Here is a 19,059-nt window from a genome sequence, read left to right on the forward strand (position 1 = left end):
GCGCGAGGCCCCTTGCCTTTGGCCCTTTTGGACTCTCAGCCCCGCAGCCAGGCCAGCATGTGCGGATAGGCCGGGGTTCCGCCCGGCAGGACCTGCGCGGGCAGCAGAGTGAGCCCAGCAGCGGCCAAGCCCGAGGCGCCCAGGTACACCCCCAGCTCAAAGGTGGTGCGCAACCCGACGGAGCGCCCGTGGTAACCGCCGTCATGGAACAGCACGGCGGAATCCAGCCCCAGGTGCCGAGTGGCCGCCCAGGCCCAGGCCGTGGCTTCGATCTCACCACCGTGGGCCACCTCGGGCAGGTCCTGCAGCGCATCATCCAGGGTGGATCGCAGCGCCGTGGGTACCACCGCTAGGTGGCCAGCTTCATGCAGCAGGTCTCCAGGCCAGCGCAGCCGCGCCCGGTCCACACGCAGGCCACCCCGCTCGATGCGGACGCCGGGTAGAAAACTGCCTTCGGGGACCTCGGCCTCGCAGACCGCAAGGCCGATGCTGCGCAGGAATTCCAGGATGCGGTCCGTCAATGCGCCGTGGTCCGCCGCTGCCGCTGCAGCGTTGGAGGATTCATCGCGGCTCATGCTTGCAGCAGGTCCGCCACCTGGGTGCGCAGCAGCGCGGGCTGCACCTGCGTCGATGCCACCGGGCGGCCCACATTGAGCCCCACACGGCTGAAAAATCCCCGCCGGAACGGTCGCACCATGGCGCCGCCCTGCTCGATACGGCTGAAGTACGAGCCCCACAAATTGGTCAGCGCCATAGGGATCACCGGGGCTTCAACACCCTCTGCGCGCGCGCGCTCGATGATCTTCATGATGCCGCCCTTGAACTCCTGCAGCTGCCCGTCCTTGGTGATTCCACCTTCAGGGAAGATGGCCAGCAGATCGCCCTCGCGCAGCACCTGCGCGGCGCGGTCGAAAGCGGCTTCGTAAGTCTTGGGGTCTTCCTTGTAGGGTGCAATCGGAATCGCCTTGGCGAGGCGAAACAGCCAGCCCAGCACCGGCACGCGGAAGATGCGGTGGTCCATCACGAAGTAGATGGGGCGCGGGCTGGCCGCCATGAGCAACACGGCATCGACAAAGCTCACATGATTGCAGGCCAGGATGGCCGCGCCCGTCGAAGGCAGGTTCTCGTCGCCCTGCACCTTGAAGCGGTACACGAAGCGCGACGACACCCAGGCCACAAACCGCAGCAGGTACTCGGGCACCAGCATGAAGATATAGAACGCCACCACCGCGTTGGCAATGCCGGTGAACAGGAAGATCTGCGGCACCGTGAAGCCCGCGCCCAACAAGGCACCGGCGATGAGCGAGCTGGCGATCATGAACAGTGCGTTCAGGATGTTATTGGCCGCGATGATGCGTGCGCGGTGCGTGGGCTGGCTGCGCATCTGGATCAGTGCGTACATGGGCACACTGTACAGGCCCGCAAACAGGCTGAGCAGCAGCAGATCCAGCATCACACGCCAGTGCGCGCCCTGGGCCATGAAGGCGGCCAAGCCCATGATCTCGGCAGGGGGCAGGTTGCGCGAGGCGAAGTACAGGTCGATGGAGAACACGCTCATGCCGATGGCGCCCAGCGGCACCAAGCCGATCTCGACATGGCGGCGCGAGAGCACCTCGCACAGCAGCGAGCCGATGCCGATGCCGATGGAGAACACCACAAGGAGCAGCGACGCCACCTGTTCGTTGCCGTGCAACACCTCCTTGGCCAGGCTCGGAAACTGGCTCAGAAACACGGCGCCAAAGAACCACATCCAGCTGATGCCGAGCAGCGAGCGGAACACTGCGACGTTCTCGTGCGCCAGTTTCAGGTTGCGCCAGGTTTCCGTGAAGGGATTCCAGTTGATGGTCAGGCCGGGGTCGGTGGCGGGCAGCGAGGGAATGAACTGCGCGACCGCGCGCCCGGCCAGGGCCGCCACCACGCAGGCCACGGCCACCGTGGTGTGGCCAATGCCCGGGATGGCCACCAGCAGGCCACCGGCCACGTTGCCCAGCAGGATGGCCACAAAGGTGCCCATCTCCACCATGCCATTGCCGCCGGTCAGCTCACGTTCGTTGAGCACCTGGGGCATGTAGGCGAACTTCACGGGGCCGAACAGCGTGGAGTGCACGCCCATCAGAAAGGTACACAGCAGCAGGATGGGCACGTTGTCCGTCATGAACCCGAAGGCCGCCACCAGCATGATGGCGATCTCCATGTTCTTCACGAACCGGATCATCTTGGTCTTGTCGTACTTGTCGGTCAGCTGCCCGGAGGTGGCCGAGAACAGCAAAAACGGCAGGATGAACAGCGCACCGATCACCAGCCCTGCCATGGCGGGTGGCAGCCAGTCCACGCTGAGCTGGTAGGTCACCATCACGGTGAACGCAAACTTGAAGAGGTTGTCGTTGGCCGCGCCGGAGAATTGTGTCCAGAAGAACGGGGCGAACCGCCGCTGGCGCAGCAGGGCAAACTGGTTCGGGTCCTCATGGGTCTGCGTTGGCGTTGGCACGGATGCTGGCGCTGCGCTGGCTGAGGGGGTCTCGGGATGCATGCGTTTCTCCTCGTTTCCGATGGGTTGGCTTGTTGGAATTTTCCGCGCCCGCACTTCACACCCGTGAACTGCGGGCGACACCCACGGCGTGGGCGCCATTCTGCACAAACAACGTGACCTGCGGCCCGCCCGGTGCCCGGCGCGGGCGCCACGCCGCGAGGGCCGTCAGCACGGGCCAAGCCGCGCCTGCGGCAAACAGGTGCTTGAGGCTGTGCCCCGACACCGCCTGGTAGGTAGCGTCAAACACCGCGTGGTCTGCCGCCTCGAACAGCTTGGCCACGGCATACAGGCCGATGACCGCGCCCAGGTGCACCGCCAGCGCTCCATCGCGCCGGGGCCTACACGCCAGAGCCAGCACCACCAGCATGCCGCCCAGCTGCACCACAGCCCAGGGCAGCAGGTTGCCGGTGTGCGCCCACCAGGCCACGGCCAGCGGCCCGGCCAGCAGCACCACACCGGCAGCGGCCCACCCGGCGCGCGCACTCACGCGGCCGGTGGCCGCCAGCCCCAGCAGTCCCGCAAACGGCAGCACCATGCCCAGCCGGTCCCACAGCAGGCCCGCGTCGTGCGGCTGCCCGTGGTACAGCATGGAGCCCGCTGCCGTGCACAGCAGTCCCGCAAAAAACAGCCCGGCCAGCCACCGCGACGCCACATCCAGGCCCACCGCCCGGCGCAGCATCACCAGCCCCCACACACCCGCCAGGGCAAAGGGCAGATTGCTCAGCACATCAAGCGCGCAAGGGATGCCCAGCCACGCACGCTGGTCGGCAAACGCGTGCTGGTGTTCGCTGGCGGGCAGCACCGGCCCCCAGACGGCCAGCGCGAACAAGGCGGCGGCGCCCAGCAGCAGGCCAGTCTCGGCCCGGTTGAGAGGAGTTGCGGAAGAAAACAACGGCATGGCGGAATTCCTGCGGAGTTGGAATGCCGCGCAGTGTGGGCAGGCCATCGCGTCCGGGCCCCACAAAAGTCGCACAAAGGGCTACCCACGCCACCTTGGGTATTGATAATTGATACCCAACACCCACCCATACCCGCCAACCGCCCACCAGCCATGAGCACCACCGCCGACCTCGTCACCGCCCTGAAAAAAGAACTCAAGACCGCGCAGATGACTTACGCCGACCTGGCCCAGGCGCTGGGCATGGCCGAGTCCAGCGTCAAGCGCATGCTGGCCAAGGGCGACATGCCGCTGTCGCGCATCGACGCCATCTGCCGTGCACTGGCGCTGGACTTTGCCGATCTGGCGCGGCGTGTGGCCGACGAACAGCCGCTGTTGAAAGAGCTGACACAAGAGCAGGAAAAAGCCGTGGTGGGCGACAAGAAACTGCTGCTGATGGCGATTTGCGTGCTCAGCCAATGGACGCTGGAGCAGGTGACCACCGCCTACCGCCTCACCGAGGCCGAGGGCATCAAGTACCTCGCACAGCTCGACCGCATCGGCATCATCGAGCTGCGGCCACTGAACCGCTACCGCCTCAAGCTGGCCAAGACCTTTCGCTGGCGCCCGCATGGCCCGGTGATGAACTACTTTCGCGACCACGCGTTGCTGGACTACTTCGCGGGCGGCTTTGACGGCGCGGGCGAAGGCGTGCTGCTGGTGCACGGCAACATCAGCCGCAGCCTGGCCCCTGCGTTCATGGAGCGCATGCAGCGCGTGGCCCAGGACTTTGCCCAGCAGCACCTGGCCGACCAGAAGCTGTCCGACCGCGAGCGCGAGGGCTACACCTTGCTGCTGGCGATGCGCAGCTGGGAGTTTGAGGCGTTTGCGTCCATGCGGCGCTGATTTACTCTTATTTTGATAGCTATCAGCGCTTTACCTAAAAGCGCTAGAGGCCAAAAACACCCTGAATTCATCAGTTGAGCACAGCGCCAGCAGCTGTGCTGTGCCACGCCCGCTTGACGCAACAAACAGAAAATACTATTCTTTAAATAACAAATTTTGTTTATTTAAAGATAGTCAAATGAAAACCACCCGCCAGCAACAAGACGCCACGCGCCGCCAGATCGTGGCCAGCGCGGTGGACCTCATGACCCGCCAGGGCTTTGACGGCACGACGATGAAAGACATCGCGCGTGCAGCAGGCATTGGCGACGCCACGATCTACAAATACTTCCCCACCAAGGACCGCATCGTGCTCGGCTACCTGGACGATGTGGTCCACCAGGCGCTGGCCGAAACCCTGCAGACGCCAGGCTTCGCGGGCTATCAGCTGCAGGAAAAGCTGCAGCGCCTGACCGACGCCGTGCTGGAGCGCCTGCTGGCCGACCGCGAATTTGTGGCCCAGGTGCGCAGTCTGGCGCGGCGCTCGCCGCTGTCGATGCTGGCCGAGCCCCTGGCGGCGCGCCAGAGCCTGCGCGAGGCCGTCGCCAGCTTTCTCGAAGCGGCAGAGGCCAGTGGCGAAATCGAGCCCTGCGACTTCAAAGGCATGGCGGGTGGGCTCTACACCGACTACCTGGCCGGTGTGGTGACCTACTGGCTGGCCGACACCTCCGACGAATTTGCCGACACCACGCAGCTGGTGGACCTTTCGCTGGGTGTGCTGGTGCAGGCACTGCGTGGCGGGCTCGTCAATCGCGTGCTGCAACTGGGCGGCTTTGTGCTGCGCAGCCAGATGGCCCGCATGGTGCAGCACAGCAGCGGCCTGATGGGGATGCTGCAGCTGGCCAAGCAGGCCATGGCCAGCGCGCCCTACAGCACTCCCCAGGCACACCAGGCCCACACGGCAAACGCCGGTTCACCCGCAGCGCCAGAGCCTTCCAAGCCGCCCCGTACGCCGCGCAAACCACGCGCAGCCAGCCCAGTCCCGCCCCCCAGCACCACCGCCAAGCCCGCCGCCGCACCACGCAAGAGGAAGTCCGCATGAACACCGCCCCCACCGTGCGCGAAACGCAGGTGCCCGCAGGCACCGCCATCCATGCAAGCTTGCCCGGCGCCCATTTTTTTGATGCCTACGAGGCGGCTGACGGCCAGCCATCCCACACCGCCCTGCAGGCCTGGCTGGACGTGGTGGCCCGCACGCCGCGCTGGACACAAATGCTCATGACCGTGCGCAACAAGCTGGTGCGGCTGGTGGGCCTGAAGGACCTGGGGCAACTGCACGATGGGTACCCGCCCGCCAGCGGCAGATCGCTGCGCGAGGCCAGCAGCTACCGTGTGGGCGACCGCGTGGGCATCTTCCGCATCCGCCACCTGAGCGACACCGAAGTCGTGATGGGCCAGGACGACAGGCACCTCGACGTGCAGGTTGCACTGACCAAGCACAGCGGACGGACCGAGACCTCTGGGCCGCCGACCATGGTGCTCAGCACCGTGGTGCACATCCACAACACGCTCGGGCATGCCTACATGGCGGTGGTGACACCCTTTCACCGCCGCATCGCACGGGCCATGGTGCAACGCCTGGCAGACCATGGCACGCACTGAACCGCCGCGCACCGGCCGCCTGGCGCGCGGCACCATCACTGGCATCGCTGCCGCGCGCATCGGGATGGCCCAGCTGGGGCACCGCGTGCGCACGCCATCTGCCCAAGCGCAGGCCGACCACGAAGCCGCCCTCGGCCGCATCCTCTTTGGCGCGCTGGGCCAGTTGCGGGGCTCGGCGCTCAAGGTGTCGCAGTTGCTCAGCATGCACCCCGGCCTGCTGCCCGACGGTGTGCGGCAAGAGCTGGCGCGCGCCCACCACCAGGCCCCACCACTCAACCGCGCGCTGGTGGGCCGCGTGTTCCGCCAAGCTTTCGGGCAGGAGCCCGAGGCACTGTTTGAACACTTCGAACCCACCGCCTTCGCCGCCGCCAGCCTGGGCCAGGTGCACCGCGCGCGGCTGGCAGGCCACGGCACGGTGGCCGTGAAGGTGCAGTACCCCGGCATCGCCGCCACCATCACCAGCGACATGCAGCTCATGCGCGCCGCGCTGCGCGCCCTGGCCCATACCGACATGCCGCTGCCCGCCAACACCGTTGTGGACAGCGTGATGACCGAGATCGAGGCCACGCTGCTGCGCGAGGTGGATTACCTGCAGGAGGCCGAACAACTGCAGTGGTTTGCACAGCACGCGGCGCTGCCGGGCGTGGTGCTGGCCCAGCCCATCCTGTCGCACACCCGGGCCCAGGTGCTCACACAGCAGTTTCTGCCGGGCCAGCATCTGCAGGACTGGCTGGCCTCGCAGCCCACGCAGGCGCAGCGCGACCGGGCCGGACAGCACCTGTGGGACTGGTTCATGCACTGCCTCTTTGTGCTGGGCCGAGTGCACGCCGATCCGCACCCGGGCAATTTCTTGTTCGCACCCGATGGCACCGTGGGGGTGCTGGACTTTGGCTGCACGCGCAGCCTGTCGGAGCACTTTCGCACCCAGGTGACAAAAGCATGGTCCGCACTGCTGAGGCCTGCCACCGACCCACAGCGAGGCGCGCTGGTGCTGCAAGCCTACCAGGCACTCGGACTCGTCAACGCCCGCCTCACCGTGCCGGCCTACACCGCCGAACTCGCGCCCGCACTGGCTGACATGCAGGCCTGGCAGATGGAGCCCTTCACGCAACCGGTTTTCGATTTTGGCGTCAAGACGCCGCCACCCATCACCGCCGGACGGCACCAGCGCATGCTGGGCGAGCACCTGGTGCAGGTGCCCGGCGAGATGCCCGCGTTTGAGCGCATGTGGATGGGCCTCATGCACCTGCTTACGGGGCTGGGCGCGCGCGTCCACACGCATTGCCCCGCCCTTCTTCCCTCATAGGACCCCACCCACATGACCTCCCTGACCTCCCCCTCCCATCGCTCTACGGCCATACCGTTTCGCAACCGCTGGAAGGGCCAGTGGATGCTGGCCGTGGCGGTGCTGCACACGCTGTATGCCGCCGTCGTGTTTCCGACCCAGCTGCAAGAGATCGTGCGGCGCGGCGTTTTCAACAGCGTACAAAAAGACCCGGCCGTGGGCGCCGTGGTCTGGTTTGTACTGTTCGGCGTGTTGTTCGCGTTGCTGGGCTGGGCCATCCTGCTGGCCGAACGCAACGCTGCCCTGGCGCCCGTTCCTTTGCGCGGGCTGGGTGCCGGGTTGCTGGCACTCACGGTGCTGGGCATTGTGCTCATGCCTTCCTCCGGTTTCTGGCTGGCGCTGCCGCCCGCGCTGGCCCTGTGCTGGCCCCAAAGCGCTGAAGGCGAAAAAGGCGGTTGATGCGCTGCGTCTGCACCTTCCACGGCCATCCTGATTGAACTAGAAACTGTCCATGAATACTGCGCTGGTACTGGCAGCCGGGGGCCTCGCCCTGGTGGGTGTTGCGCACTCGGTGCTGGGTGAATTGCTAGTATTTCGCGCCCTGCGCACAGAGGGCATCGTGCCCACCGGCGGACGGCCCGTGCTGCGGGAGTGGCAGGTGCGCATTCTGTGGGGCACCTGGCATCTGGCCACCGTGCTGGGCTGGGCCCTGAGCGCCTTGATGTGGCGCCTGGGGACCTCGCCCGTGGACGCGGACCTGGGAGCCTGGGTGGCCGATGTGGCCGGGGTCGCCACGCTGGCCAGCGGCGTGCTGGTGTTCTATGCCACTGAGGGCCGACACCCTGCCTGGTTTGCCCTGCTCGTGGTGGCGGCGCTGGTGTGGTGGCGCTGAAGGGCCGCACTACGTTCACGGGGTGGGCAGCTTGCCGGAAGTGTGAGAAAAATCACGGAAACCGCTGCTGCTCCTGCTGCAGGAAACACAACTTCACAAGACTTCGCAATTCGCCTACACCGGCTTGACGCAGCATCTGCACCATGAAGTCTCCGGTTCCGCAAGGAATCATTCTGAGGAGATCACCATGGCCCGCAATGCACTCGCCGCTGTTTCCATCGCCTTGCTGTCTCTGGGCGCCGCAACGGTGGCGCAGGCACAGACCAGCGCCACCGTTGTCATCCAGTCGGGGCAGCCCCACCACTACCAGGCGCCAGCACCCATGGTGGTGCAATACGGCCCACCACCGCCCCCCCGCCATGAAGTGGCGCCCCGCCCTCGGCACAACATGGTGTGGGTGCCCGGCTATTGGGATTGGCGCGGCCACCGCCATGTCTGGGTCCAGGGCCACTGGGTGAAGGCGCGCCCTGGTTACTACTACCGCGAGCCGCGCTGGGTGGAACACGGCGGCCGGTGGGACCTGCGCCCCGGCCGCTGGGACCGTGATGGCGACGGCATCCCCAACCGCTATGACCGTGACCGCGATGGTGATGGTGTTCCCAACCGCTACGACCGCGATCACCACGACCGAGACCGCGATGGCGTGTCCAACCGCTACGACCGCGACCGTGACGGAGACGGCGTTCCCAATCGGCACGACCGCCGCCCGGACAACCCCTACCGCAATTGAACGATTGAACGATTGAACAGCTGAAGGAGCGCGGAGGCTCGCAAGCCCCGCGCCCACTCCCTCCTTTGGCCTACGCCCGCCCCCGCTGAGCACCTACGTGGCGCCGCGCACCAGGCCGCCACCATGCAAAGACCGATTCCGCCAGGAATCACCCCGGAGACCACCATGACCCGCCAAACACTGACCGCAGCCGCCATCGCCCTGATGGCACTGCTGCCCCTCGTACCGACACACGCGGCCATTCAAGGCACCGTCGTCATTCAGTCCGACCAACCACAGCGTGGGTACCAGCCCACGCAGACCTACCAGGTGATTCCCGCGCCCCCACCACCACGGTACGAAGCCGTGCCGCGCCCACGCCGTGGCCAGGTGTGGGAACAAGGCCATTGGGAATGGCGCGGCAACCGCCACCGCTGGGTGAAGGGCCACTGGGTACAAGCGCGCAGCGGCTACCAGTACCGGCAGCCCCAATGGGTGGAGCGCGATGGCCGCTGGGAAATGCAGCGGGGCCGCTGGGACAGCGACGGTGACGGCATTGCCGACCGCAACGACCGGGACCGCGATGGCGATGGCATCTCCAACCGCAATGACCGTGATCGCGACGGTGACGGCGTGTCCAACCGCCGCGACAGCCAGCCGGACAACCCGCGCCGCAACTGATCTGCCGCGTTCCACGATCCTCGTAACGGTTCAGTCGAATTTCACCTCGGCGCGACCGACACCAGGAAAATCGGCCACCACCACCGTGCCCGGCGCCACCAGCACGGTGCCGGTGCAGGACCCGGTGGTCACCCACTGCCCTGCGCGCAGCCCTCCCAGGCTGCGCGCGCCTTCGTTGGCCAGCCACACCAGCAGCCGCAGCGGATCACCTGCCGGGTTACCCCAGGTGGCGTGCTGCACGGCCACCGATCCGTTCACCGACAGGCTGACCCCTTGCACCAGGGGCTGCACCGAAGCCACATCGGTCAAACCCGAACCCACGATCAGCGCCCCATGGCAGGCCTGGTCGGCCAGGCGACTCCACTCCCCTTGTTGTGCCCAGGCGGCAAAACGCGTGTCGCACACCTCAATGGCGGCACGCACCGACACCATGGCGGCCAGCACCTCGGCCGCGCTGTAGGGCGTGGCGCGTGCGGGCAGGTCTGCGCCCAGTTCGTACACCAGCTCCGCCTCCACCCCCATCACGGCAAAGCCTGTGGCCGACAAGTTGACCTCCTGGCCAGGCTGCTCCACCCACACCGAGTCGCGGGTCAGCGCCGCACGCGCGGGTTGGGCCTGGGGCGACGCGGCGCCCACTTTCCATCCCGCGACCTCGCCGCGCTCACGCACTACGGCGTCCTGCACGGCGTAGGCCTCGGCCGCATCGCGAGGGCGCAATGCAACGGGCAGATCCAGCGGCCGGGGCGTGCGTCCCTGGCGCGCTATGGTGATCACGGCGGCGCTGGCGAAGGGGTCAAAGGCGGTATCGGGCATGGGAAAAGCGTCCTGGGGGTGGGTCAAATCGCCGGATTATGGCGACTCCATGTCGCCGCCAGCATCAGCAACGATTGCCGCCCATTAGCCGCCCCAAACACCCCACCGCCGCCCGCACCCTCCTAGAATGGCCCCCGCAGGAGAGCACGGCAGGCCACAAGGCCCACCGCTGCACCGAAGGCGCAAACTCCCATACACGCTCAGGTCCCGTACTGCACCATTTATCAAAGCCGTCTGGAGAGCCGCCCCAACCTGTCAGCAGCGTTGTGGCGCACCGAAGGAGCAAACCGCGCGCCATGTGGGCTGGGTGGTGAATCTCTCAGGTACCAAGGACAGGGGGAGCGGCAGCTTGGCGGACGCGCGCTGGCTGCTTGCTATTTAATTAATAGCTGCCAACGCACATCCATCAAGCGCTGAACCCTTAAAAGGCTTCAAAAATGCGCGTAATCGTTTTGGGCGCCGGCTTGCTCGGCGTGACTTCGGCTTATTTCCTGCAACAACTTGGCCATGAGGTCACGGTCATCGACCGCCAGGGTGCGCCCGGTGCCGAGACCAGCTTTGCCAACGGCGGCCAGATCTCGGTGAGCCACGCCGAGCCCTGGGCCAACCCCAGCGCGCCGCTCAAGGTGCTGCAGTGGCTGGGCAAGGAAGATGCGCCCCTGCTGTTCCGCCTGCGCGCCGACATGCGGCAGTGGCTGTGGGGCCTGTCCTTCCTGCGCAACTGCACACCCGCGCGCACTCGCCACAACATCGAGCAGATCGTGCGCCTGGGCACCTACAGCCGCGACACACTGCAGCAGCTGCGCACGGCCACCGGCATCCAGTACGACCAGCGCACGCAGGGCATCCTGCACTTCTATACCAACCAAAAGGAATTCGACGGCGCGCTGGCCCCGGCCGAGCAGATGCGCGCGTTGGGCTGTGAGCGCCAGGTGATCAGCGCCGACGAGGCCGTGCGCATCGAGCCCGCGCTGGCCCACATCCGCCCGCAGCTCGCAGGCGCCACCTACACGGCCGAAGATGAATCCGGCGACGCCAACCAGTTCACGCGCGAGCTGGCCAAGCTGTGCGAGGCGGCGGGCGTGCAGTTCCGCATGGGCCACCACATCACCGCACTGCGCGAGGTGGGCGGCCGCATCGACCATGTGGAAGTGACCAATGCCGAAGGCCGCTTCGAACGCGTGCGCGGCGACGCGTTTGTGCTGGCCATGGGCTCGTTCAGCCCGCTGCTGGCGCAGCCGCTGGGTATCCAGCTGCCGATTTATCCGGCCAAGGGTTACTCGGTGACGATGCCGGTGAAGGATGCAGCCAAGGCGCACCAGGTGAGCCTGACAGACGATGAGTTCAAGCTCGTGTTCTCGCGCTACACCAGCGAGCGGGGTGACCGTCTGCGCATTGCGGGCACCGCCGAGCTGAACGGCTACGACCGCCACCTGAACCAGGTGCGCTGCGAGGCCATCGTGCGGCGCGTGGAGCAGCTCTTCCCCGGCGCGGGCGACGCGAGCCAGGCCCAGTTCTGGAGCGGCCTGCGCCCGGCCACGCCCAGCAACGTGCCGCTGATCGGCAAGACCAAAGTAGGCAACCTGTTCCTCAACACCGGCCACGGCACGCTGGGCTGGACACATGCCTGCGGCTCGGGCAAGGCCCTGGCCGACATCGTGAGCGGCCGTGTACCCGAGGTGGACTTTGCGTTCCAGGGGCTGCAGGGGCGCGCCGCAGGAGCGGCACTGGTGCCATCGCGCACGGCGGCCTGAAGCAGCGCGCGGTTGCAGCGAGGCAAGGCTGCTGCAACCGCTGCGAAAGGCTGCGCCTACTTGGCGGCGCCTGTGGCGTGCGCCACAAACTGCGCCACCGCCAGCATGTCCTTCTCGCTCATGCGCTCGGCATACGAAGGCATCACGCCGATACCCGCCTTGAGCGCGCGCAACACGCGGCCAGCGTCAGGTTTCAGCTCATCCAGCACCGGGCCCACCTGCCCTTCAGCACCGGTGGCCTGCAGCGTATGGCACACCGCGCAGGCGGGCTGGATCTTGGTGAACAGCTCCTTGCCGCGCGCCAGTTCGGCCGGGTCGGCAGCCCAGCTGGCGCCCGCCCACAGTAACGCCAGCCCTACCAGCAAACTGCCTTGCGGCACCCGATACCGTCCGATAGCGGCGCGCACCCACGCCAGTGCCACCGTGGAACTGGCTCTGCCAGGCCACGGGTGGCGTCCCCCCATCGGGGGGAAGGCGCAAAGCGCCTCAGGGGGGAGCGAGGTCATGCCACGGTCACGGTGACGGCGTGGTCACGCCAGCTGGCGTTGTTGTAGCCGCCCAGGTTTTCCTCGCGCTGCTCGGCCTGCACATTGCCTGCCGTGTCGGTGGCGCGGCTGGCCAGCACATGGGTGCCCGCCTCCAGGCGCACGGGCAGCGCAAACTGCCGCCACGCGAACGGGCCCAGGTCCGGGCCGATGAGCTTGGCCGCCTGCCAGGTCTTGCCGCCATCGACCGACACCTCCACACCCTTGATGCCGCGCGTGCCGCCAAAGGCCACGCCATGCACCTGCACCTGGCCGGGCTTGAGCGCGCCCTTGTCGGCCAAGGGGCCGTTGATCCACGACTTCACGCCCATCTCCCACACCGAGGGCTGGTCGGGGCTGGCCTTGCTGCCGGGCGGCGACATGCGGTAGCCGTGCGACATGATGCGCGCCTGCGACTGCGCGGCGGTGAAGGCCACGCGCTTGACGTACTTGATGTTGTTCACGCCCTGGTAGCCGGGCACCACCAGGCGCAGCGGGCCACCGTGCGCCAGCGACAGCGGCTCGCCATTCATCTCCCAGGCCAGCAGCGCGTCGTCGAGTGCCTTCACGGGCACCGAGCGCTCCACCAGCACGGTGAGCGGGTCCACGCCCTCGGGCAGCTTCTCGCCGCCCGTGCCGGTCAGGTAGGCAGCACCGTCGGCCAGCCCGCCCAAGGCGGCCACCACGTTGCGCAGTGGCACGCCGCTCCAGACCACACAACCGGCAGCGCCCACCGACCAGGGCGTGCCGCTGGGCTTGCTGGGGAAAAAGCCCCGGCCATTGCCCGAGCACTGCAGCACGGTGGCCACGGTTTCCACGCCCAGCGTCTTGAGTTCGGCCAGGGTCAGGCTGCGCGGACTCTTGACCCCTTCGATCGCCACGGTCCAGGCATCGCGGTTGTCCAGGATGGCGGCGTCGGGCGCGGGCAGGTTGTTGCGCACATACAGCTGGTTGGACGGCGTGATGACACTGGTGCCAAACGCGGAGCGACGGGTTTCGAGAGTGCTGCTGCTGTGCACGATCAGCGCATCCGGTGACTTCCATCCTGCATACGCGGGCAGCGGCTTGGCAGCGGCTGCGGCCTGCTGGGCACGCGCACCGCCGGCCCATCCAGCCAGGCCCAGCGCGCTCAAGGCGGCGGCACTTCCGGCCAGCATGTGGCGTCGCGGCAGGGTCATGGAATCTTTCATGGAAACGTCTCCAAATAATGGGATGGACAAAAACTCTTTGTTGCCCCCGCCCACCCGGCAGGCACAGGGGATCGGGTCAGCCCGCATTCTGTGCGGGAGCTCTGCGCGCCGCACGCATGGCTTCGTTAGAAGAAGTAACAAAAACAAAAGATCAGAAACATTCGTACGCAGGTGCGGGGGCCCTGGGCATATTCGCGGTTTGTTTTGGGGAGAGGAACCGCGCAATGAACATCGCCAGAAAATCGACCCGCGGCCCGCTGGGACTGCTACTTGGCTTATGGCTGTGTTGCAGCGCCGCCCAGGCCCAGCTGACGGCCATCGTGGCCGTGGAGCCCACGGCCCGCAAGGCGGCGCACTCCATCCTGCGCACCTCCGCCGAATCGGGCCTGTCGAAGGCCGCGGGCCAGCCCGTGGCACTGACCACCAGCGACGACCTGGCCGACGTGATGCGCGCCACGCGCAGCGCGGGATATGACATCTTCATTGGCCCTGCCCAGGTGGCTGCGTCCGCGTTGCAACGCGGCTACGAGCTGGTGGGCGCCACGCACAAATCGGACAGATACCTGCTGGTCGGGCTGCAGCAGATCGCTGCGGTGCCTGCCATGAAAGGCCGACGGCTCTATCTGCCCCAGCAGGATTCGGCCTACACCTACATGGCGCGCGGCATGCTCAATGAGGCGGGGCTGTCGTTCCAGGACCTGCGCGCGGTGCAGTACGAGAAATTTCCCCAGGCCGGCCTGACAGCCCTGACTCTGGGCACGGCGGATGCCACTGTGGTGCGCGAGGACGACTGGGCCGAATGGTCGGCAGCGCACCCCGGCCTTGCGCGGGTGCTGGCTACATCGCAGCCGGTGCCTGGCGGGTTCTCCATCGTGGTGAAAAAAGACCTGCCGGCGGATGCGCGCAACAAGCTGGCCCAGTGGTTCAGCGCGTCGTCCTCCGCCAGCGGCCTGCCGCCAGCCTCCGTGCGCCCGGAGGCCGTTGAGTACCGACGTGTGGCCGAGCTGGGGCTGTTCACCCCCACGAGCCTGCCTGGGGTGACGCGCATCACTGCGCGCGAGGCCCAGACCCTGCTGGTGCAGGGCGCCACGCTGGTGGACACCCGAACCGAGAAGGAATTCAAGACCAAGCGCATCCGGGGCGCCGTGTTTGCAGCGTATGTGGAAAAGAGCCTCAAGGACGTGGCCTTCAATGCCGCACAGGATGATTTCCAGGCGCTGGACAAGCTTCAGGGCGTGGACAAGGCCAAGCCGGTAATTTTTGCGTGCAATGGCGCCGAATGCTGGAAGTCCTACAAAGCGGCCAAGGTGGCCACAGCCAAGGGGTTCCAGTCGGTGTACTGGCTGCGGGGGGGACTGCCCGAGTGGGACGAAACGGGCCTCCCGACCGAAGGTGGCTAGGAGCCAGCGCAGGGTCTCTGGCCCCTGTCCTTACAATTGGTCGCTTCTCAACACCCAAGGGCGCGCAAGGCGCCCTTTGTATGGAAATAGCAATACTGTTCGCCCTCATCCTTCTCAACGGCCTGTTTGCCATGTCCGAGATCGCTCTGGTCACGGCCCGCAAAGCCCGGTTGCAAAAGCTGATTGATGAGGGCGATAGCGGCGCCGCCGCTGCCGTGAAGCTGGGCGAAGACCCCACGCGTTTTCTCTCCACCATCCAGATCGGCATCACGTCGATTGGCGTGCTGAACGGCATCGTGGGTGAGGCCGCCTTGGCTGGGCCCTTGGCGTTGTGGCTTGAAGCACTGGGCGTTCCCATGCCTTTTGGCAGCTACGCGGCCACCGGCCTGGTGGTGGTGCTGATCACGTATTTCTCTATCGTGGTGGGTGAACTGGTGCCCAAGCGCATCGGCCAGTCGTACCCCGAGACCTTTGCCCGCCTGGTGGCGCGGCCCATCAACTTTCTGGCGCTGGCCACCAAGCCGTTTGTGCTGCTGCTGTCCACGTCCACGCGCACGCTGCTGCGCCTGATGGGTGTGAAGGAAACCAGCGGCAGCCCGGTGACCGAAGAAGAGATCCACGCCATGCTGGTGGAGGGCACCACTGCGGGCGTGATCGAATCGCACGAGCACACCATGGTGCGCAATGTGTTCCGGCTGGACGACCGTCAGATCGGCTCGCTGATGGTGCCGCGTGGTGATGTGGTGTGTCTGGACATGGATGCGTCGTTTGAAGACAACCTCAAATGCATCGAGGAATCCGACCACGCACGCTTTCCGGTGGTGCGCGGCGGCATGGACAACATCCTGGGCGTGATCAACGCGCGCCAGTGGCTGTCGCGCACGCTGCGCGACAAGGCGCGCGGCGGCCTGGCCGACCAGCCGCTCCAGACAGCGCTGTATGTGCCCGAAACCATCACGGGCATGGAGCTGCTGGACAACTTCCGCCTGTCGGACGTCCACATGGCGTTTGTCATCGACGAATACGGTGAGGTGCAGGGCATCGTCACGCTGCAGGACCTGATCGAGGCCATCACCGGCGAGTTTCAGCCGCGCGACCCGGAGACCTCCTGGGCGCTGCAGCGCGAGGACGGCAGCTGGCTGCTGGACGGCCACATCCCCGTGCCCGAGCTGAAAGACCGCCTGAACCTGGATGCCGTGCCCGAGGAGGAACGCGGCCGCTACCACACGCTGAGCGGCATGATCATGCTGCTGACTGGCCGCCTGCCCAAGGTGACCGACACCGTGCAGTGGGAGGACTGGAAGCTGGAAGTGGTGGACATGGATGGCAAGACCATCGACAAGATCCTGGCCACGCGCCTGACCCCCGAGGAAAAGGCCGAAGCAGACGACAACGGCGCGGGCTGACCTGGCCCCTCCATGGGGCACCGTCTCCGCCAGGGCCCGCCCTGGCGTTCTCTGCGGGCGAAGCGGCTCAGTCGCTCAGCGGGCGTGCGGGTCGTCGTCAACGAAAACTGTGAGCACCCCGGTGTAACCATACAAGTGGTGGTGCGCAATTTCTCCACCGGCAAAGAACCCGGCCAGCGGCACGTCACCCAGCGCGTGGCGCACGATCTGCAGCTCGGCGCTGGGCCCGCCAAAATGCGGGCCGCCCCGGCCCGAACAGCTCACATAGATAGCCCCACAGATTCGCCGCCCTGCCTGGGGCGCCGCGCTGGCGCCTGAGGCGCTGTTGGCAGCTGCCATCTCGCCATCCGCGCTGGACGACGACACCAGCGACGCGGGCTCCAGCTCTTCGGGCGAGAGTTCTTCGCGGATCTCGGCGCAGATGCGCATGAGGTCGGCACGCGCCGCTGCCACGTTGCGCTGACAGAACGCCAGGTGCATGCCCGGCTCCACATGGTCGGCCAGGGCCACGCCCCGGCGGCTGCCGTCCAGCCCCACGATGTGGCGCACGCGTGTGTCGGTACCAAAGTGGCCCGTGCGGCGCTGGCCCTGGGGCTGCTCGCCCGCGCTGACCAGCCCGGCCAGCGTGGCGCGCACCTTGCGCAGCGCGGGCTGCGGGTCGCCACCATCCAGCGACACCTGCAGCGTATCGAGCAGCACGTCCAGCGCGGGCTCGCCATCGAGCGCTAGCACCACGTTGTCCTGCGCGGCGGTGATCGTGCGCAGCGCGCCCACGGGCTGGCAGCCCTGCGTAACGCGCGACACCAGCGCCACCCCGGCACCAAACGCCACGCCCGACAGGCCACCGTCAAACACCCCGCTGGCACCGCCCTGCCCGGCCATGTTGCCGTCGCCACCCACGGCAAACTGCACACTGCTGGTGCGGCTGGCAGAGAGGCCACCAAACAGGTAGCCCGTGTCGGTGCGTGCAGCCATCTCGGTCAGCAACTCGGCCAGTTCGGGCGTGCGGCCATCGGCATGCACCAGGGCGGTATGGGCCACAAACCCACTGCCCGGGTGTGGCGCATGCGTGGGCAGCGGCGCCACGCCCGAGAACACGCGGTACTGGTCTGCGGGCACATCCAGCAGCATGACCGACAGCGCGGGCTCGTCAAAGTACTCGGCGTTGTTGGCCGACACGCCCACCCCCACGGTGCCGCTCCAGTCGGTGACCTCGGGCAGTTCGCCGCTCAGGTAGTCGAGCAGCGCCTGGGCGTCGTTGCCATAGTGGTCGGTAATGTAGAGCAGGCCCAGGGTGGGCGCAGCAGCGTAGTCGGGCAACGCCATCTGGGCGCGCAGCTGCGCCAGCACCAGCGCGGCGGCCATGCGCCATTGGGGGTGGGTGGCATGGCCAGTGGGAAATAGTTTCATGGTGGTGATCTCCATGCCAGGGCGGTGGCGGGCAGATATTGCACCACCTGCGGGTTGTCACACCCGCCCACGTTGGCGTCAGCCCGCTCGCTTGCGGGCGGCTGGGCTGCGGGTGCTGCCGCTGGCCTTCTTGGCGGCGGGTTTTGCCGGGGTTTTGCGGGCTGCAGGCTTCTTGGCAGCGGCGGTCTTCTTGGCGGTGCCCGATGCAGCGGCGCGCTTGGCACCGCCCTGCATGGTCTGCATGCCCTTGGCGGCAAACTGGCTGGCCATGCCGGTGGCTGTCTTGAGGGCTTCCTTGGCGAGGCCCGTGGCCATGTTCTTGGTGGTGTCGATGGCGGTCTGCTTGGCCGCATCCTTCATGGCGTTGGCGGCGATCTGCTGGAACTGACCGGTGAGTGCGCCCCACCACTGCATGGGGTCCACCACGGTGGGCGCGGCAGCGGCCGATGCCTTGCTGCCTTTTGTTTTGGCCTTGGCAGGCGGGGCAGCGGGTTCGGCGTCGTCACCCTCGTCTTCGGCTTCTTCTTCGGCAGCACTCACACGTCCCGTAGCGCGGGCGGCGGCACCAGCCACAGCCTCGGCGGCGCCCGTCACGGTGTCGGCGGCTTTCTGTACGCCGCTCATCACGGTGTCAGCCGTCTTGAGCTTGAAGGCGTTGGCCACGTCCCCCATGCTGAAGTTCATGCCCTTCAGGGTGGCCAAGGTCATCTTCTGCACTTCCAGCGCCTGGATGGTGGCGGCCAGCGCGCGCGAGTTCTGCTCCAGCCAGAACTGCACGGCCTTGAGTTCGTCGATACGCTTTTCCAGCTCTTCGACGCTGATGGTGGGCGCCACCCAGTTGCTGAGGTTGGGCAACTGCGGAATGCTGCTGGACGCACCCTTGGCCAGGCTCTGCAGAAAGTCAAAACCGGGGACAAGTTTGCCGAAACCGAAATTCGATGTATCGCTCATGGCCGCTCCGCAAGAGGTGGACGAGGGTAGTCTGTGGTGGAGTCACAGCTTACTCCAATGCGTTGCGCAGGCGAAGCGGCCGCCGATGCG

At 66.8% G+C, this 19,059-nt stretch carries 19 protein-coding genes and 1 riboswitch; of the genes, 11 read left to right on the plus strand and 8 right to left on the minus strand.

Going from position 1 to position 19,059, the window contains the following annotated elements; translation table 11 throughout:
* Nucleotides 1-35: 35 nt before the first annotated feature.
* From ACT89O_RS22025 to ACT89O_RS22035, 3 genes are read right to left on the minus strand one after another with little or no spacing between them, the layout of a single operon-like run.
* Nucleotides 36-575, minus strand: a complete 540-nt coding sequence (locus tag ACT89O_RS22025; RefSeq protein ID WP_218301495.1) for a hypothetical protein — start codon at nt 573-575, stop codon at nt 36-38.
* Nucleotides 572-2,530, minus strand: coding sequence for an MFS transporter (locus tag ACT89O_RS22030; protein ID WP_487261195.1), 1,959 nt, complete (start codon nt 2,528-2,530; stop codon nt 572-574). Before ACT89O_RS22030 ends, ACT89O_RS22025 begins: the two co-directional genes overlap by 4 nt.
* A gap of 55 nt (nt 2,531-2,585) precedes the next feature.
* The gene (locus ACT89O_RS22035; RefSeq protein ID WP_487261196.1) at nt 2,586-3,428 is read right to left on the minus strand and encodes a hypothetical protein; all 843 of its coding nucleotides are present in this window, start codon (nt 3,426-3,428) and stop codon (nt 2,586-2,588) included.
* Nucleotides 3,429-3,581: 153 nt separating this feature from the next.
* Between ACT89O_RS22035 and ACT89O_RS22040 the strand changes: the two genes are divergently transcribed.
* From ACT89O_RS22040 to ACT89O_RS22075, 8 genes are all read left to right on the plus strand, one after another.
* Nucleotides 3,582-4,313, plus strand: coding sequence for a helix-turn-helix domain-containing protein (locus ACT89O_RS22040; RefSeq protein WP_487261197.1), 732 nt, complete (start codon nt 3,582-3,584; stop codon nt 4,311-4,313).
* A gap of 178 nt (nt 4,314-4,491) precedes the next feature.
* Nucleotides 4,492-5,394, plus strand: coding sequence for a TetR/AcrR family transcriptional regulator (locus ACT89O_RS22045; protein WP_218301493.1), 903 nt, complete (start codon nt 4,492-4,494; stop codon nt 5,392-5,394).
* The gene (locus ACT89O_RS22050; RefSeq protein ID WP_487261198.1) at nt 5,391-5,954 is read left to right on the plus strand and encodes a DUF2867 domain-containing protein; all 564 of its coding nucleotides are present in this window, start codon (nt 5,391-5,393) and stop codon (nt 5,952-5,954) included. Before ACT89O_RS22045 ends, ACT89O_RS22050 begins: the two co-directional genes overlap by 4 nt.
* Entirely contained in the window at nt 5,941-7,260 is a 1,320-nt protein-coding gene (locus ACT89O_RS22055; RefSeq protein ID WP_487261199.1) for an ABC1 kinase family protein, read from the plus strand. The genes ACT89O_RS22050 and ACT89O_RS22055 overlap by 14 nt, the downstream gene beginning before the upstream one ends.
* Before the next feature lie 12 nt (nt 7,261-7,272).
* Entirely contained in the window at nt 7,273-7,698 is a 426-nt protein-coding gene (locus tag ACT89O_RS22060) for a DUF6463 family protein (protein WP_487261200.1), read from the plus strand.
* A gap of 52 nt (nt 7,699-7,750) precedes the next feature.
* Complete coding sequence (locus tag ACT89O_RS22065) at nt 7,751-8,131, plus strand: hypothetical protein (RefSeq protein WP_218301490.1); 381 nt, start codon at nt 7,751-7,753, stop codon at nt 8,129-8,131.
* A gap of 187 nt (nt 8,132-8,318) precedes the next feature.
* Nucleotides 8,319-8,861, plus strand: coding sequence for a YXWGXW repeat-containing protein (locus tag ACT89O_RS22070; protein ID WP_121508377.1), 543 nt, complete (start codon nt 8,319-8,321; stop codon nt 8,859-8,861).
* A 165-nt stretch (nt 8,862-9,026) separates the two neighbouring features.
* Nucleotides 9,027-9,521, plus strand: a complete 495-nt coding sequence (locus tag ACT89O_RS22075) for a YXWGXW repeat-containing protein (RefSeq protein ID WP_121421379.1) — start codon at nt 9,027-9,029, stop codon at nt 9,519-9,521.
* A gap of 30 nt (nt 9,522-9,551) precedes the next feature.
* Here the strand turns inward: ACT89O_RS22075 and ACT89O_RS22080 are convergent, their stop codons facing one another.
* Nucleotides 9,552-10,334, minus strand: a complete 783-nt coding sequence (locus ACT89O_RS22080) for a 2-keto-4-pentenoate hydratase (RefSeq protein WP_487261201.1) — start codon at nt 10,332-10,334, stop codon at nt 9,552-9,554.
* A 224-nt stretch (nt 10,335-10,558) separates the two neighbouring features.
* Nucleotides 10,559-10,680, plus strand: a riboswitch (glycine riboswitch).
* Between the two features lie 91 nt (nt 10,681-10,771).
* Here ACT89O_RS22080 and ACT89O_RS22085 point away from each other — a divergent pair.
* Nucleotides 10,772-12,088 carry a D-amino acid dehydrogenase gene (locus tag ACT89O_RS22085; protein ID WP_487261202.1) on the plus strand — a complete coding sequence of 439 codons (1,317 nt, stop codon included), beginning with the start codon at nt 10,772-10,774 and terminating at the stop codon, nt 12,086-12,088.
* 56 nt (nt 12,089-12,144) lie between these two features.
* Here ACT89O_RS22085 and sorU read toward each other — a convergent pair whose 3' ends face one another.
* Nucleotides 12,145-12,453 (minus strand): SorU family sulfite dehydrogenase c-type cytochrome subunit, encoded by a 309-nt coding sequence (gene sorU / locus ACT89O_RS22090; RefSeq protein WP_487262895.1) that lies wholly within the window; start codon nt 12,451-12,453, stop codon nt 12,145-12,147.
* Nucleotides 12,454-12,590: 137 nt separating this feature from the next.
* Nucleotides 12,591-13,802: a SorT family sulfite dehydrogenase catalytic subunit gene (gene sorT / locus ACT89O_RS22095; protein WP_487261203.1), complete on the minus strand. Its 1,212-nt coding sequence runs from the start codon at nt 13,800-13,802 to the stop codon at nt 12,591-12,593.
* Nucleotides 13,803-14,026: 224 nt separating this feature from the next.
* Between sorT and ACT89O_RS22100 the strand changes: the two genes are divergently transcribed.
* Nucleotides 14,027-15,202 (plus strand): PhnD/SsuA/transferrin family substrate-binding protein, encoded by a 1,176-nt coding sequence (locus ACT89O_RS22100; RefSeq protein WP_487261204.1) that lies wholly within the window; start codon nt 14,027-14,029, stop codon nt 15,200-15,202.
* An 80-nt stretch (nt 15,203-15,282) separates the two neighbouring features.
* Nucleotides 15,283-16,608 (plus strand): hemolysin family protein, encoded by a 1,326-nt coding sequence (locus ACT89O_RS22105; RefSeq protein WP_055395363.1) that lies wholly within the window; start codon nt 15,283-15,285, stop codon nt 16,606-16,608.
* A gap of 75 nt (nt 16,609-16,683) precedes the next feature.
* Here ACT89O_RS22105 and ACT89O_RS22110 read toward each other — a convergent pair whose 3' ends face one another.
* Together ACT89O_RS22110 and ACT89O_RS22115 are read right to left on the minus strand one after the other, a co-directional pair.
* Complete coding sequence (locus ACT89O_RS22110; protein ID WP_228899136.1) at nt 16,684-18,018, minus strand: FIST signal transduction protein; 1,335 nt, start codon at nt 18,016-18,018, stop codon at nt 16,684-16,686.
* 78 nt (nt 18,019-18,096) lie between these two features.
* Nucleotides 18,097-18,969, minus strand: coding sequence for a PhaM family polyhydroxyalkanoate granule multifunctional regulatory protein (locus ACT89O_RS22115; RefSeq protein ID WP_487261205.1), 873 nt, complete (start codon nt 18,967-18,969; stop codon nt 18,097-18,099).
* Nucleotides 18,970-19,059: the final 90 nt, after the last annotated feature.

This window comes from Acidovorax sp. NN32, assembly GCF_057597245.1.